Origin of the sequence: Peribacillus sp. NPDC096622 (assembly GCF_044762665.1) — a bacterium.
GTDB lineage: Bacteria > Bacillota > Bacilli > Bacillales > DSM-1321 > Peribacillus > Peribacillus frigoritolerans_B.
Genome location: NZ_JBIWES010000012.1, coordinates 101,070 through 116,991, shown reverse-complemented (window position 1 = coordinate 116,991; position 15,922 = coordinate 101,070). Strand labels below are relative to the sequence as shown.

15 protein-coding genes are annotated in these 15,922 nt (G+C 41.8%); 2 read left to right on the top strand and 13 right to left on the bottom strand.

All coding sequences use genetic code 11. From position 1 onward, the window contains the following. Positions 1-18 precede the first annotated feature (18 nt). The 9 genes from ACIQYG_RS19975 to ACIQYG_RS19935 all read right to left on the bottom strand — a co-directional run bounded on the left by ACIQYG_RS19975 (position 19) and on the right by ACIQYG_RS19935 (position 9,409). Positions 19-1,320 (bottom strand): aromatic ring-hydroxylating oxygenase subunit alpha, encoded by a 1,302-nt coding sequence (locus ACIQYG_RS19975; RefSeq protein ID WP_402841465.1) that lies wholly within the window; start codon positions 1,318-1,320, stop codon positions 19-21. 38 nt (positions 1,321-1,358) lie between these two features. Further along, positions 1,359-2,144: an aspartate dehydrogenase gene (gene nadX, locus ACIQYG_RS19970; protein WP_402841463.1), complete on the bottom strand. Its 786-nt coding sequence runs from the start codon at positions 2,142-2,144 to the stop codon at positions 1,359-1,361. 16 nt (positions 2,145-2,160) lie between these two features. Next, entirely contained in the window at positions 2,161-3,606 is a 1,446-nt protein-coding gene (locus tag ACIQYG_RS19965; protein WP_402841460.1) for an aldehyde dehydrogenase family protein, read from the bottom strand. A 12-nt stretch (positions 3,607-3,618) separates the two neighbouring features. After that, complete coding sequence (locus tag ACIQYG_RS19960) at positions 3,619-5,307, bottom strand: thiamine pyrophosphate-binding protein (protein WP_402841458.1); 1,689 nt, start codon at positions 5,305-5,307, stop codon at positions 3,619-3,621. 30 nt (positions 5,308-5,337) lie between these two features. After that, the gene (locus ACIQYG_RS19955) at positions 5,338-6,129 is read right to left on the bottom strand and encodes an SDR family oxidoreductase (protein WP_402841455.1); all 792 of its coding nucleotides are present in this window, start codon (positions 6,127-6,129) and stop codon (positions 5,338-5,340) included. Between the two features lie 101 nt (positions 6,130-6,230). Beyond that, positions 6,231-7,169, bottom strand: a complete 939-nt coding sequence (locus ACIQYG_RS19950; RefSeq protein ID WP_402841453.1) for a VOC family protein — start codon at positions 7,167-7,169, stop codon at positions 6,231-6,233. Positions 7,170-7,290: 121 nt separating this feature from the next. Continuing rightward, on the bottom strand, positions 7,291-7,824 hold the full coding sequence (locus tag ACIQYG_RS19945; RefSeq protein ID WP_402841450.1) for a cupin domain-containing protein: 534 nt from the start codon (positions 7,822-7,824) through the stop codon (positions 7,291-7,293). A gap of 271 nt (positions 7,825-8,095) precedes the next feature. Then, a complete protein-coding gene (locus ACIQYG_RS19940; RefSeq protein ID WP_402841447.1) occupies positions 8,096-8,911 on the bottom strand; it encodes an IclR family transcriptional regulator in 816 nt (271 codons plus the stop codon). Positions 8,912-9,238: 327 nt separating this feature from the next. Beyond that, positions 9,239-9,409, bottom strand: a complete 171-nt coding sequence (locus ACIQYG_RS19935) for a hypothetical protein (protein ID WP_402841444.1) — start codon at positions 9,407-9,409, stop codon at positions 9,239-9,241. A gap of 679 nt (positions 9,410-10,088) precedes the next feature. Here ACIQYG_RS19935 and ACIQYG_RS19930 point away from each other — a divergent pair. Together ACIQYG_RS19930 and yppF are read left to right on the top strand one after the other, a co-directional pair. Continuing rightward, positions 10,089-11,381, top strand: coding sequence for an MFS transporter (locus ACIQYG_RS19930; protein WP_402841441.1), 1,293 nt, complete (start codon positions 10,089-10,091; stop codon positions 11,379-11,381). 261 nt (positions 11,382-11,642) lie between these two features. Further along, positions 11,643-11,825 carry a YppF family protein gene (yppF, locus tag ACIQYG_RS19925; RefSeq protein ID WP_055348417.1) on the top strand — a complete coding sequence of 61 codons (183 nt, stop codon included), beginning with the start codon at positions 11,643-11,645 and terminating at the stop codon, positions 11,823-11,825. Between the two features lie 213 nt (positions 11,826-12,038). On the opposite strand, the gene ACIQYG_RS19920 is transcribed toward yppF, so the two are convergent. From ACIQYG_RS19920 to dagF, 4 genes are read right to left on the bottom strand one after another with little or no spacing between them, the layout of a single operon-like run. Further along, entirely contained in the window at positions 12,039-13,364 is a 1,326-nt protein-coding gene (locus ACIQYG_RS19920) for a GntT/GntP/DsdX family permease (RefSeq protein WP_402841438.1), read from the bottom strand. 56 nt (positions 13,365-13,420) lie between these two features. Beyond that, positions 13,421-14,143, bottom strand: a complete 723-nt coding sequence (locus ACIQYG_RS19915; protein ID WP_402841435.1) for a GntR family transcriptional regulator — start codon at positions 14,141-14,143, stop codon at positions 13,421-13,423. A 16-nt stretch (positions 14,144-14,159) separates the two neighbouring features. Beyond that, on the bottom strand, positions 14,160-15,173 hold the full coding sequence (locus ACIQYG_RS19910; RefSeq protein WP_402841432.1) for a sugar kinase: 1,014 nt from the start codon (positions 15,171-15,173) through the stop codon (positions 14,160-14,162). Beyond that, positions 15,166-15,921, bottom strand: coding sequence for a 2-dehydro-3-deoxy-phosphogluconate aldolase (gene dagF, locus ACIQYG_RS19905; protein ID WP_402841430.1), 756 nt, complete (start codon positions 15,919-15,921; stop codon positions 15,166-15,168). Before dagF ends, ACIQYG_RS19910 begins: the two co-directional genes overlap by 8 nt. Between the last annotated feature and the right edge of the window lies 1 nt (position 15,922).

The window sequence follows — 15,922 nt, the reverse complement described above, 5'->3', positions numbered from 1 at the left end:
GGTTCCCCCTCCCGCTTATCATTTCGTCATTAATTCAAGCCAGTACTTGTAAAAATTCCGTTGGCTCGCTTCAGTGAATTTATCATCATAAGCAACACCAGGTCCTATAAAATCAACTGGTTCACGATGGAGCCCCATTGTATAATTGTAGGTTAAATTCTTTAGGAAAGGCATTGGGCCTTGGGCTGCTTCAGTAATATCCGTAAACACTTCCGTATCATCCTGTTCGAAAATGCCGGATGGGCTAAAGGTCAAGATAAATGAATCTCTTGATCTATCTTTCCAATCTTGGGAAGCGTTCTTTTCCACGAGCATCCAAGCGATCACTTCCATTTTATTGTGACCGATTGGCCGCCACATCCTTATTGAAGTGTTGGAGATGAATTGGTCTTTGATTTTTGTATGGGATATTAAAAATGATAAGTTGGGGAATACATTCCCAATCATATTCTTTAAGTTTGATAACACTCCATATTGTTCTTCAGACAGGTTAGTTTTAAATTCATCTTTCAATTCTTCCGGGAAAGCGAAGTCAGGATTAGGTGTCCCTAAGTTTAGGCCGTGCCCGTTATCCGTATGGATTTGAAAACCGCGCTTTGAATAGGTAGCATTTGGCACCATGCCCAGTTTTGCAATGGATCCGTGTGTGACCATCGTGTGATAGGAATCACCAACAAAGTTATCGGAACCAACTTTCCAGTTGGAATTAACAACGAATCTTTGCGGAACCCCGATTACTTCCATTTCTGCACGACCTACAAGTATATCCAAATACCATTTAATGTCTCCAAGAAACTCTTCAAGCGGCTCTGCATCTTCATTCCAAGTTCCAAATAATAGACCTTTATAGGATTCAAGCTTCACTTTGTGAAGGCCCATTTCCGAGCGGTCAAGGTTGCCCCCGTATATGTCCTTTTGTAACGGCACCCCTACGAGCTCACCAGTGTTTTTAAAATTAAACCCATGGTAGGGACACGTAAATAATGACTTGTTCCCTTTATCTGCACGGCATAGTTTCATTCCGCGATGGGTGCACATATTATAAAAAGCCCTTATTTCCCCTTCAGCATCACGAGTAATGATAAGCGAGTAGCCAGCAAGTTCACGGGTCATGAAGTCTCCTTTGTTCGGTACTTCAGAATCATGACCGATAAAAACCCATGTTTTCAGAAACACTTTTTCATGTTCTATATCATAAACCTTTGGATCTCCAAGGAGGTATGCAGGTATGACGCCTTCCTCTGGTTTAACCGTTTCGTTCAAATAGTTAACAACTTGCTGTTTCGACATTTCTTCTAAGGATTTTTCAGTTTTAAGCATACTTTTTCTCTCCCTTCCAAGCTTTACATCATAATGCATTACCCGATTTGAACGCTCTTTTCCTTATTTTGCAGAGTCGCCAAAACACTTAATGCCGCTAGATAACTCGTTTTCGGATTATTTGGCATCGGATCATTTTCCACTTCCAGTTTCAGTTTCCCGAACGAACCTGACGCTTCGATCAGGTGAATGTTTTTTAACACATTTGGATCGGCAATGATTTTCACTTTCGTCCTTTCAGACCCAAGACCAGCCATAGACAGCACAATCGCAACATTAATGTTTCTCGGAAACTGTTTGATCGCTTCTGCAGCTGATCCCTCAAATAATACCGTTTCTTCTGTCGTGGAAGTACCTGCTGGCAATGCGTTGGGCGGTTTTCTTGTGGTGATGGAAACAGATTCAAGGCCATTCACCGCTTTTGCCGATTTAAGTACATCGAGACCTCCAATCGCACCAGACGGAAGGAGAATATTCACGTTATTCATTTTGCAAATTTGGTTCGATTGTTCTTCAAAGGCAGAATTCGCCATCACGCCTATGCTACTTAGCAAGAGATCCTTCCCGCTTTTAAGCACTTTCAATGCATACTCTTCAGCTGCTTCAATCGTTGCAGCCTCTATGACTAAATCTACATCGGATTTAAGAAGTTCGTCGACATCACCATATGTCTGTGTCCTGAATTCTTCTGCTAGTTGTGACGCAATTTCTTCACGGCGGGCATAAATGGCAACGATTCTCCCACCTGGAAGAAGCCCGTCGTTATTAATGGCCTGAAGCAGAAATTTTCCGATATTACCGCACCCGATTAAACCTAACTTCATGTAGTTTCATCCTTCCTCAATCAGCAAACCCGTATGAGTCCGCAAAGAATTCCAACCCGCAATGTCTTGTTTCCCGCGAAACACCGCTTTCTTTTAAGCCAGGGAAATCCAGGGCCAAGTCGCTGAAAACGGTATGATTATTATGGAAAACCGCACCAGCTTCAAGGCGATCTGCCATTTCGACAGCGATATCTTCATTCTCGGTCCAAACAGATGCACGCAGCGCAAACTCACTATCATTCGCTAATTTTACAGCTTCATCAATATCATGGAAAGGTAAAATTGGAATGATGGGCCCGAATTGTTCCACCTGAACCAATTCACTTTGCTGATCGACGCCAGTAATAATGGAAGGAAGCATATAATAACCTTTATCCCAAGTTTCCGGATTCAGCTGGATGCCGGTTGTGATTATTTTTCCTCCTGACTTAGCGGTACGTTCGATCAAGCCATTCACAAAGTCATATTGTGCTTTATTATTCAAGGGACCCATGGTTACATCAGGCTGAATGCCATCACCGATTACCATCCGGCTAAACTCTTTGATCAGCTTCTCCACAACTTCATCATATCGTGATTCTTGGACGTACACTCTTTTTACAGCGGAACAGACCTGACCCGCTGCTCGTAAAATCCCCATCCTCAAACGTTTGATAGCCGCTTCATCCATATTGGCATCTTCCAAAATGATGGCAGGATCATTGCCGCCAAGTTCCATATATACTTTTTGCAGATTTCCAGCTGATTTCTGCATGATAGCTTTCCCGGTTTCCGTACTTCCGACAAACGCCAATGTCCGTACGCGTGAATCGGAACATAGTGTGTCGCCGATTGCTTTTCCAGATCCTGAGACTATATTGATGACTCCTGGAGGAAAATGTTCAGCAACTACTTTTAAACAGGTCATGATCGTTAAAGGGCAATTCGTTGCAGGTTTTAAGACAACGGCGTTGCCTGCCAAAACAGCAGGTATGACCCTTTTAAAGGTTAATATCATCGGAGAATTCCACGGTGTGATTATTGCCGTGACACCTCTTGCCCTTCTTCGGATTTGGACTTTTTGTTTTCCTGGGAGGACTTCAGGCTTCCACCAATCAAGTAACTCTGCTGCACAGCCCTTCATGACTTCAACACAGCGCAGTAAATCCTTTTTAGCTTCAACAAGTGTTTTGCCATTTTCACGTACAAACACTGTAACATTTTCCTCGATAACTTTTGAAAGTTCTTCAGCCGCAGTTTTCATCCGGTTAGCCCGTTCCCCGATATCAGAGCGAGACCACGTTTCAAAAGCATTTTCTGCAGCTTCAATCGCGTCATTCACGATTTCTTCAGAGCATTTTGCCACCTGGCCAACTACTTCCAATGTATTTGCCGGATTTACCACATCGACTTTTTCCGGTAATTCTATCCATTCTCCATTAACTAGATATTTTCCTGAAACAAATGGGTATGTCGAAATCATTCTCAATCCTCCTTATAGTTTTTTTGGCTTGAATGCTTCCGCAGCTCCTGGCGGTCCGCCAAATGGTTTGGCCATTGGCCCCACAGCTTCCATATCAACAACGATCATGGAAGGTTTACGTCTTTCCTTAGCCTTTTTCAGTTCGGATATGAATTCATCTCCAGAACCAATACGCACTGCATCGAAATGCATGGACTCAGCCAGTTTCACAAAATCAGGACTTAATAAATCCACAGCTACCTGCCGACCATATGCGGCTGTTTGAATATTGCGAAGAACCCCATAGCCTGAGTCATCGAACAATACGATGATAACTGGTAAGTTTTCTTCGGCTGCCGTAACCATTTCCCCGACGTTCACCATAAAACCACCATCTCCAGCCATAAGAACGACGGTTTTATCTTGACACCCCATTTGGGCACCGATTGCTGTTGGAAGACCTTGACCAATTCCACCACCTGATGCATGAATCGATGTTCTCGGTTCATAGATTTCAAATAAACGGCTGCCCCAAACGTTTGCCTGTACGGTTACATCACGGACTAGAATGGTATCGTCTGGTAATATCTCCCTCATGCCATCTACAAATTGCTCATACGGTCCAAGCGTTTCCCTGAGTTGAGCGCGCACTTCATTTCTAAGCGAAAGAACTTCTTGTAAATAAGAAGGCTCCGCTTGAACTGAATGTTCTTCAATCTTTTGAATGATGGCACCCAGCATATCCTTTGCATCACCCACCAAACCTAACGTGGCTTTATAATTCCGGTTAATGGCCTGCCAATCCGCATCGATCGCTATATGTTCTTGCGGCACCGGCACTTTCCAGTTTGATGTTTCATTCCCCCTAAACCTTACACCTACGCTAATCAATAAATCTGCATTTCTTAAAAACTCTTTTGTTGTTTCATATGCCGCAAAATGCCCTATGCATTGTTCGTGGTTTTCTGGAATCGAACCTTTTCCTGACTGACTGGTTATAACCGCTGCACCAAGGATTTCCGCTAATTTTTGCAGCTCTTGCGAAGCATTGGCACTGATGACTCCACCACCGGCCCATATTACAGGACGGCGTGCGCCTACCATTTTTTGTACGGCTTGTTCAGGAATAAATGGCATTGAATTTGTTTCAGAGGTTGAAGTTCGCAGCCCTTCGAGTGAAAGATCTTCTATGATCGCCGATTGATAGTCAATGGGAATTTCCAATGTAACCGGACCCGTTGGTGCAGTTAAAGCTTCTTGGATTGCCTTCCTTACCACTGCTGCGGTTTGGTCAGGGTTTCTAAGCCTTACTGCATTTTTACAAGCTCCGCTCATCATTGAAAGCTGGTCTTTACACTCATGTATGTATCCTTTGCCTGTACCAAGATAAGAAGAAGCCACTTCACCGGTAAGATGAAGAAGGGGGACACCAGCTGCCCAAGCTTCCACTAGTGAACCAGCAGCATTTCCTGCCCCTGTGCCAGTACTGGTAATCACTACACCCAATTTCCCGGTGGCGCGTGCATATCCATCAGCCATATTTACGGCACCGCTCTCACCACGTGAACAAATGAGTTTGATGCTCCCTTCTCTAAGAATTGCATCATAGATTGGCATATTGTGAATGCTGACAATCCCGAAAGCAGCTTCCACTCCTGCTCGAACAAGCTCCTTTACGATGGAATCGGCGGTCGTAAACTCTATTTCTTCTTGTATTTTCATCGCGTTATCCTACCTTTTTTAGTAATATATTTATAGGGCCTTTCCAATCGCTCCTGCCGTCTCAATCGTCGAACCTGCCACATAACTTGCTTTGTCTGAAGCAAGGAAAACAATGACACTGGCCACTTCTTCCGCTTCCCCTACGCGGCCAAGAGGAATATTCCGTTTTTTCGCTAGGTCTCCGTAATACTCTTCAGGGTCCATATCAGGCGCATTTTTCAATCTTCTTCGCTCCCATTGATCGGTCCGGATCAATCCAAGACTCACTGAATTCACCAATATATTGTCAAAGGCCAATTCCTGGGACAAAGTTTTGCTTAAATTAAGGAGGCCAGCCCTTGCTGCTGCAGTCGCTACCATATGACGTTCAGGTTCTTTAGCAAGCGTTGCATTAATATTAATAATCCGCCCTCCTCCCCTTTTCACTAAATGAGGATGTGAAGCACGAACGGCATATATGATGGCAAAGAACTTTAACTGAATCTGTTCTTCCCACTGCTCATCCGTTATGTCAAAAAAGTGACCCATCACGCTTTGACCGGCTGCATTCACCAATATATCGATTCCCCCAAACCTCTCAGCGGTACCATTAATGAAAGAATCCACATCCGATTTTGAAGTGACATCACATGTTGATGCAAAAATATCTGCCTTTTCACCAAATGAGAGCAATTGACTTTGTGCACTTTCCATACGCTTAGCGCTTCTGCCGCAAATAGCCACTTTCGCTCCTTCAGCTAAAAACATTTCTGCTGTTTTTAATCCCACGCCCGACGTGCCGCCCATAATGACAGCCACTTTTCCTTGCAGTCCTAAATCCACTTTCTTCACTCCTTTTCAAAGCCATTTTCCTCAAACGCTGTCCTTTAATCTACAAGAAGCTAACTACGCGCTGGAATCATGGGAGGAAATCGAAATCCTCCTCATTTTTCCGCCATGACAGAACCGTCTATATGAGAATCAACCCAGCCTGGATCAGGATCTCCTCCCATTGCTTTGCGGGCTTCAGGTTTCGGCGGCCCTGCAATCCCCCACTGATCCATTAAATGCGGAACCCGTTTCCATACACGTGCTCTCCACTCAGATTCATCTTCGATCGTTTCCAGATAGCATGTATACTCCATTACAAAACCGCCTGGGTCTTGAAAATAACAGAAAATATTGTCTCCTGGCCCATGACGTCCAGGTCCCCAAAGTTCTGACAAGCCCGCTTTTCGCACATTGCTTATTCCTCGCATCAATTCATCCACGGAATCGACTTCGTATGCGATATGATTGACTGACGCATGCTCATCTTGATTGAAGGCAATGGAGTGATGCTTTCTGTTGCACCGGAGGAATGACATTTGGTGCTCACTCCAATCAGTAACTTTAAAACCAAGTACATCCGTATAAAACTCAACGATCATATCTAAGTTCTTCGTGTTCATTACAACATGATTCAATTTCACCGGATCGACATTTTTCTTGCTCCAAATAGACGTTTGCACTTCCACCCAAGCCGAAAGCTCAATCACGCGGTTTTCCGGATCAATAAACCGCAGGCCATAACCGGCACCTGCTTCATCCAAATATCCAGGTGGTTCAATAATTCGAACGCCCTTCGATTGTAATATCCCTGCTGCACGATCCACCGCGTTTTTGTCGACCATGCCAAAAGCTATATGATGCAAACCACGTTTTTCTCCCTTGTGGAGGCTTAAAATATGATGTTCCGGTCCAGCCCCGCGGAAATAAACCGTATTCTCCTCTTCAGGAACATCCACACTATCCAGTCCCCAAACCTTTTCATAAAACTCTGCTTGATCGTCGAAATTCGGAGTTATCATGCTTATATGTCGTAAATGAGTAATCCCAAGCATCTTTTATACCTCCCATAATTTAGATTGCCCTTAGATAATTTGCATTGGCCATATTTAACAATTAATCGAAAAGGGCGCCTCATTAATTCTCATAATGCAGGTGCCCTTTTCGGCTAAATGATCACTCTTTAATAATGGCTTCTCTTTCTTTAGCGCGTTGTTTACGAAGTTCTTCGAGGTCACTGCCTTCAGGATAAGTCGGTAAGTTAGGTTTCACTGCCCCTAGCATCACGAGCATGCGCGCCTCCACATCCCCGTCATTCCTAATTCCCCGATAAACTCCTGGTGGGCTGCTGATGCAATCTCTCGCACTTAATTTAATTTCATGCACTTCACTGTAGCTATCCTCTTGAATTAATGCCGTGACTTCACCCTCAAGAATGAAAAACACTTCTTCAACATCGTCATGAAGGTGCAAAGGACCGATACATCCCGGAGGAAGCACCATCGTACTTAAAGTGAAATGTACACCTGCAATTACATTCGTATCGTTATTGGCAGTCGCACCACGTCCGATATATCTCATCTGTGCACGTCTGTAGGCGGGATCGATTTCTTCTTGGAACTTCAAGACATCCCAATCAAGCGAACGGTCTTTCAATCGGGCAACATATTTTTTTTCAAAATCCTTCACTGAGAAAGCTTCTTTTGTCATTTTAAAATTCCTCCCTTATTTGTTGTTTCTAAAACACGTTATGTTTCATAAGCAAAACATTGTTTTGTCTATGAATTAAGTCTAAAATGAAACCGCTTCATTGTCAATTAGTTTTTAGAATATTTAAAACTATTTTTATAGTCCGAAAGCTAGCGACTCTGGGATAAACTTGTAACGAATCGCTTTTCTTAACAAAAAAAAGTGTGGATTCCCTAATGGAAACCCACACTTTCGAAAGAGGCTATTCATTTATTAATAGATTTTACATCATTCAGACATCTTCGTGTTGATAAGGCTTAACCCCGCTAAATCCCATATAAACGGATAACTGCCGAGAAACTTCCAACAGTTTCGGCAAGGCAATTTTATCGATGAAATCCTCCTGGTAAGCAGACTCTGTTGCCACGACATTCAAGGCAGCCAATACTTTCCCAGTCCTGTCAAAAATCGGGGCGGCAACGGAACGGATGCCAGGGTGGAATTCCCCGCTTGTCATCGAATAACCATTTTGCCGAATCGATTCCAGCTGTTTTTGAAATTCACCAGGCGCAGTGAGTGTTTTGTCTGTATAAGGAGTTAGGTTTGAGATTTTGAACATTTGCATTAGCATTTCTTTCGGTTGATATGCCAAAAGTAATTTTCCATTGGCCAAAGCATGTGCCGGCAGCCGCAAACCTATGTTCACATTGACAGCTGATACACCTCTGACAGGGGCACTTCCAACATAAACAACTTCCTGTCCATCCAAAATGGACAGATGGCAGGAGGCTCCGATTTCATCACGCAAGTTCTCCATATAAGGTTGTACAATTTCCTGGAATTTCAAGCTATTCAAATAGCTGAATCCCAGTTCAAGAACTTTAGGAGTTAAACTATAACGTTTGGTATGTTCATCCTGAGACAAATAACCAATATTTTGTAATGTGAATAATAAACGATATGGTACTGTTCTGCTTACTCCGAGTTGTTTTGCTATTTCTGAAAGAGACAAACTCGGCTGTACTTCATTAAAGAGCTTAATGATTTCCAACCCTCTAACCAATGAATTAGCACTATATTTCTCTTTCTCTTTTTCTTCGCTTGCCATTCGAGTATTCCCCCCGTTGTGAATAAATCTCATTTTCTCGTGACTATAACCCATTCAGTAAAGCTTTCTTCATCAATAGAAAGAAGAACTTGCAGTATATGTACATTTTTTCTGTTAGTTCATTTGGTGAATGTTTTTGATGCATACTTCAATGGTTGCCTGTTTTCTTAAGCTTCCTTATCACACCTGTATCCTGCTGATAACTTAAATGGCCGATATCCTGACGTAGGCACTTGCGCTTCCTTAACTGGACAGGAACATTTTGCGCGAGTAGCGCACTGCGCTCCGCTTTGCAAGTTCACCCGATCACATTTCGATGGATTGTAATCAATTCAGAAGTTTCCGTTTACTTTCTTTCATGTTAAAAACAGCTGCCCAACGAGTCACATTAGATAAAATCAACGCTTTCACCAATTCCGGAAAACGGCTAGTAAAAGCCGAGCTGGCGTCATCCCTATTCTGATAAAGAATCGGTAAGTACTGCAAATTGGCTACCATTTCTACCTTACAATCCTTTACTCTTCATGTATAAAATAAATAGTGTTCATGTGTCAATTAAAGCATATTTACATATATAAAACTATTTGGAAGGCCTAGCTTAATTGACGTTTCGTTAGAAAAGCTCGTTGTTATATAACCCAAATATAACCAATCATTCAAGTGAAAACAAATAAATAATTTTAATACATCGATTCTCTGCCAAATCACGAAATTTTTCGTATTAAGCATTTCATATACAAAACAATATAAATGAATTATAGATTTTCCTGATTTTAAATTCAATATCAACAAGTCAGAATTTTTAATATTTTGTTAATAATTTGTTTTTTGGACACAAAGAATTAGATTTACTTCCATTTTAAGTCCTTTCTTGATAGAGTTCCATCTACTCAATAGGATGAAACAAAGTTCGGTTTCGGACTGAAAGCGCTTATATTCTAAAAATATAAAATTGTCAAAATATTAAATTGACAATCAAATTATTTTAATTTATCGTTAAGAAAGTAAAACTTTGTTTCCCTTACAAAACACTAATGTTCCTTTTTTATCTATCAAAATTATAAAGAAAGGCGGGAAAAATCAAAACTGGTACCTTTCTACAGGGATAACCGTAAAACACTTATTCTCAAATGTAAGTGTTTTAAGGAATGCTAAAAAGCGATAAGGAGATGGTATTATGTTAAATGGGCAAAAAAGATGGTTGTATATTGCCGTTCCAATTTTTTTCTTTTGGTTTTTCGGACAAATTGATAAAGTTGGCATTTCCATCATTCAAACAGATCCGGAATTCTTGCATGCACTCGGTATGACAGGCGATGACAAAAATGCGAAGATCGGTCTTCTATCTTTTGTATTCACCATTGCTTATGGAATTTCAAATCTTTTTTGGGGCTTCATCATTGATAAATTAGGTGCCCGAAAAACAGCCATCGCCGGTTTATTCGTTTGGACACTCACGATGATCACTTCAGGCCTGGCAAATTCATATGAAATATTTTTAATTAGCAGGATAATTCTTGGTTTTGGTGAAGGGATGATGATTCCGGTTTCCGGAAAGCTCATTTCTAACTGGTTTAATAAACGCGAATTGGGTAGGGCCCAGGCATCTTGGCTTACCGGAAACTATTTAGGACCGGCAATGGGAGCCGTAGTTTTGGTGCTCGTGATATCATTACTCCACTGGCAAGCAGCTTTCTTTATGCTTGCAGCTTTCAACTTATTTATAAATATCCCGATGTTCATCTTTATGACGAGGAATACACCAGAAGAGCACCCCCGTATAAGTAAGGAGGAATTGGCTTTCATTCGCCAAACGGATGATGAAATGAAAGAAACCGCCCCCTCCCAGAACAAGAAGAGTTTCGCCCAAGATTATCGTTTCTGGATCGTTTGGTTCGGCATGCTCGTATGCTCCTTCTTATTTTTCGGAATCAGCATTTGGCTTCCTACATATCTCATTGAAGCAAAAGGATTCGAAAAGGAAGGAATGTCGAGCATTACTTCTCTTTCCTGGCTATTCGCTCTAGGATTTGTCTTGGCATGCGGTTTTCTGGCTGACAAAACCAGACGTCCAAGTTTGATGGCCACGATTTTATTTTCATTGACGGCTGTCTTTTTGACTGTAGCTGTCTTCATCCCCAATCCTATTTTGGCCGGACTATGTATGGGACTGGCAATGGGATGTCAAGGCGGTGTGTTCCATCTAAGCAATATGCTCATGGTAAAATACTCAACACCTGAAACGGCAGGACGAGCCGCTGGTCTAATTGGATTCACGAATATCATGGGCGGCTTTTCGAGCTATATCATGGGATGGCTTCGTGACTTGTCTGGCGGGGACTTCAGTTCATCGATCGCCATGCTGATCTTTACAGCCATCTTAGGTTTGGCAGCTTATTTATTCTCCATTAAGAGAGAATCCGCAGAACTGCGCTTATCACCTATACCTGTACAAAAGATACAAGCATGAATTCCTTGTAAGATCAGTTTCATCACCTCAATTAACCATCCAACCCTTGAATTATCAAGGGTTTTTGTGCCGATTTAAAAGTAAGTTGGTACAATATCGCTTTTTTTGCAATTCCCGATAAAATTTTCCACTGCTTACTCCGAATCACTCCTTTATTTGTATAAATATGTCGATAGTTAAAATATTCAAAAAATGATATTTTTTTAAATGCCCATGTTATATTGTTAATGGAAAAAAATACTTGTCAAGTAAGGTGAGTGTGTGAATATAGAAGTTTTAATTCTCCATTATATTCAGGAAAAACGTCAAAAGCCTAACCATGCCAATGATTTGTTGGATTATATTCAGAATGAATATGTAAACGGGAAGCTGTCAATCTTGCAATATAGAAGTCTCTGTCAGGACTTATATCTTCGAGGAGCCAAACAAACGTCTCCTGGATGAAACTACACCCTTATCACTAGACTAACCACTTCCGATTATGGATGAATTTTGTTTCTGTTTTTTCAGCAACGACCTATTTTTAAAAGTAAAGCCGGCCATTTTCTCCCTCCCCAGTATGTTCATAAATAAATAAAAGCCTCCGTGATCTGTCACCCCAAGACAGTTCACGGAGGTAAATGTTACTTAATCAGGCATTGCGGAAATTTTCTTTAATTAAATGAATATATCGAAAATTAAAACCAAACCGAATGCCACGAAGGAAAGTAATGTTTCCATCACTGTCCATGTTTTGAAAGTTTCTTTAACGGTTAATCCCATGTATTCTTTTACTAACCAGAAACCGGCGTCATTAACATGGGAGAACATAAGTGAGCCTGCTCCCGTGGCAATAACTAGCAATTCTAGATTAACACCCGTCATATTGGCAACGACCGGTGAAACGATCCCTGCTGCCGTTGTCAAAGCGACGGTTGCAGAACCTGTGGCAATCCGAATCAATCCGGCCACAAGGAATGCAAGAACGATCGGGGACAAAGAAATTTCCTCAGACATGGAAGCGATTGCAGTCCCTACTCCACTATCAATTAAAATTTGCTTGAACCCTCCGCCAGCACCGATAATAAGAATTATGGAAGCTAATGGCAATAAGCATTCTTCCGTCAACTTTTTAATTAGTGGTTTGTCCATTCCCTGTCTGTAGCCCAAGAAATAGTAGGCTGCAAAACAGGAGATTAATAGGGCGATCACTGGACTTCCAATAAACAATAAGAATTTTTCAATTGAACCCGGTATCGGCAAATAAGGCGCCACTACAGTTAAAACCATCAACAATACTGGCAAAAGGATGATGAAGAACGAAACTCCAGTGCCCGGTAATCCACTTGACTTTGTTTCCACCCGGATCAATTCCGGTTCTCCGATAGGAATAACCCGTTTGTGAATCCATTTTGCGAACAGAGGTCCCGCAATTACAGCAGTCGGGAATGCGATGATCAATGAGTACAGAAGTACCTGCCCCATGTTAGCATTATAGATTCCAATAGCTGTCATGGCTCCTGGATGTGGAGGCACCAGCCCATGTACGATCGATAAACCAGCAAGTACTGGAATACCAATTAACAAGATGTTCACTTTGGTTGATTTCCGAATGGATATGACCAAAGGAAGCAATATTACTAATCCAACCTCGAAAAATACCGGAATGCCGATGATGAAACCAGATAAAAGCATGGCCCATGGCAGGTTTTTCACGCCGAATTTATTAATGAAAAAGTCAGCAACCTGCATACCGGCTCCAGAGTCGGACATCATCTTTCCCAAGATGGTCCCTAAGGCCAATATTCCAATAAGGTGACCAAGGACCGCTCCGACACCCGTTTCATAAGCTCCAACAATCTTGTCCATAGGCAGTCCGGAAAAAATCGCTAAAAATAAACTGGCTACAGTCAAGCTGATGAACGCATGCCATTTCCACCATGATACACCCAAAATAACTATTACAATTGCTATCAGCGTGATTCCTAATAAATATAGATCCATATGTTCTCCCCATTCCCAAGAAATCGCTTACATTTAAACTAATACAATAAATGGGATTATTGTACCGGCTCGTTATATGTCACAATGTAGTTCTGTTTAGCCGTGTTGTAATATCCTTCACTGTATTCCGTAACATTTCCGTCCCCATCACTGGAAATCCGAATCCTCTTTAGTACTGGACTATTGTTCTCGATTTTCAGTGTTTCGCAAATGTGATCCGGAGCGATAGCAACGGCAAACTCATCTCTGAATGTTTCAAGTTTGACGTTTTGATCTTCCAAAAAGCGGTACAAAGAATTGATTTGGACCTCTTTTATCTCTTCTTGGTTTAAATCAAGTGAAATATAATGTGTAAAGTAAATATAAGGTTCATTGTCCAATAAATATATCCGTTCGATACTTATGCAATGGTCACCAAATAAAGAATGCAGCTTGGTGTCTGAAGAAAGGTCAACATGACTTATGTTTAACACCTTTTTTATAATGGAGTGCCCTTCCTCCACCAACAGCTCTGTAAAACGTTTTCCTTTGGAAAGTTTGACAATCGAACCATTAGCTATGACTCTGGTGCCTTTGCCGCTTTTCTTTTCAACATACCCCTCTTGCACGAGTTCTTTGATTGCATTACGGACAGTGACCTTACTTACGTTAAATTCTTCTTCCAAAAGTGGCTCAGAGGGAATGTTTGTGTCGATGGCATAAACCCCATGTAAAATACGATCCTTTAATATTTCTTTTATCTGTAAATACATCGGTCCATTTTTTCTGTTCACATTCATTCCTAATCTCCTGCCTTTATCTCTTAATATCTTCCATTTTACCTTCCATTGCGGAGAGTATCTCCTTTTCGGTTGCCAAAGGGGTATCTCCAACGACAGTACATGCCAGCATTCCTGATACAGCTGCAAACCGAACTGTCTTTTCAGGGGAATATCCTAGCAATTCGCCATGTAAGATTCCGCTGGTGTAAGCATCGCCTGAACCTATTCTATCATATACGGAAAATGATAGGATATCGGAAAAGTAAAATGTTTCTTCTTTGTATATATACCCCCTCAACGTATGGCTATTATCACTGTTGATCGAACGATGTGTCCCCGCTATCGATTGAATTTTGAATCTCTTGGCCACTTCAGGGATCAACTCAACAAGCTGTTCTTCCCTTGTGGAGCCTTCTGACTTCATTCCTAAAATATACAGGGCGTCTTTTTCATTCATCATGACGATATCAGCCAAAGAAAGCATTTCTTCATAATGAGGCTTTGCGTCAGCGTAACCTCCCTCCCATAAGGAAGGTCGGTAATTGCAGTCGAAACAGACTGTACCGCCCTTTTCTTTGACCTTTCTAGCCAGCACTTTCATGCTTTCCCGTACATTTTCCGCCATTGCAAGCGTGATTCCGCAAAAATGGATGATATCCGTACTTTCCGAAATCTTATCCATATCATAATCGGATAAGGAGGCTGTATTAAAACTGCTTTCCAGTCGATTGGAATATGTGACACGGCTCGCCCTCTGGCCAAATCCATTTTCCAAAAAGTACATCCCCATGTATTTGCCGCCTCTAGAGATATAGTTCCTGCCAATTCCTAAGCGCTGCAAAGCTGAAATCGCTGAATCCCCAAGGGGGTTATCCGGTAACATTGTCACAAGATACCCATCATGTCCTAGTTTTGTCATCGCAGAAGCCACATTTACTCCCGTGCCTGAAAAGGAGTATTGCAGAGTGTTAGCCTGTGATAGCAGTTCATGCCCTGGTACCTGTAAACGCATCATTACTTCCCCGAATCCCACAATCCTTTTAGGCATATTTTTCAACCAATTTTTTTGTTATGGCCAATAGGTTCCGTACATCCTCTCCATTCGTTTTACCAGTTTCTTCATCGATGATGGAAGAATATACATGGGGAATGACTTTAGGCACTTTTGCTTCTAATGCGATTTCTAATATGGTTTCGAAATTATTTAAATCGATTCCACCTGTTGGTTCCAAAGCAAATCCCTCTTCACCACAAGCTTTTGCCACAGCACGATATTCATCTTCATGCTTAAGTCCTTTCATCGGAAAGTATTTCAAAGCATTTCCTCCCATATCGCGAACGAGCGCAATGGCAGCTTTGATAGGCACAATGGCAGTTTCACTTGCACCTGCACTTACTGGACCAGTGGAGATATTCACATAACCGACTTTTCCAGTTGGAGAAACAAGTGAATTTATCCAGCTATCCTTATCACCTAAATTGGCCCTTGTAGCACCAACAGCCGGAAAAACTTGATTAATATGACTGCCTGGATAGTATTTTGCTATTTCTGCGACAACTGCTGCCTGTCTATTATCGCCCGCGCCCAATCCTATTGAAACGGCCTCATCAATGGCTTCCCCGTATTCTTTCATTGCTGTAACACCAGCTTCCGCAGTTGGATAATCCTTTGAGAGTACACCAACCAATACATGTCCTTCAGCCGCTTCAAAGACTTCCACAGCATTTTCTACACTATTTGCAAGTACATTTAAGGCTACACGATCATTCAATAACCGTTTGTTTATGTTTGTCATC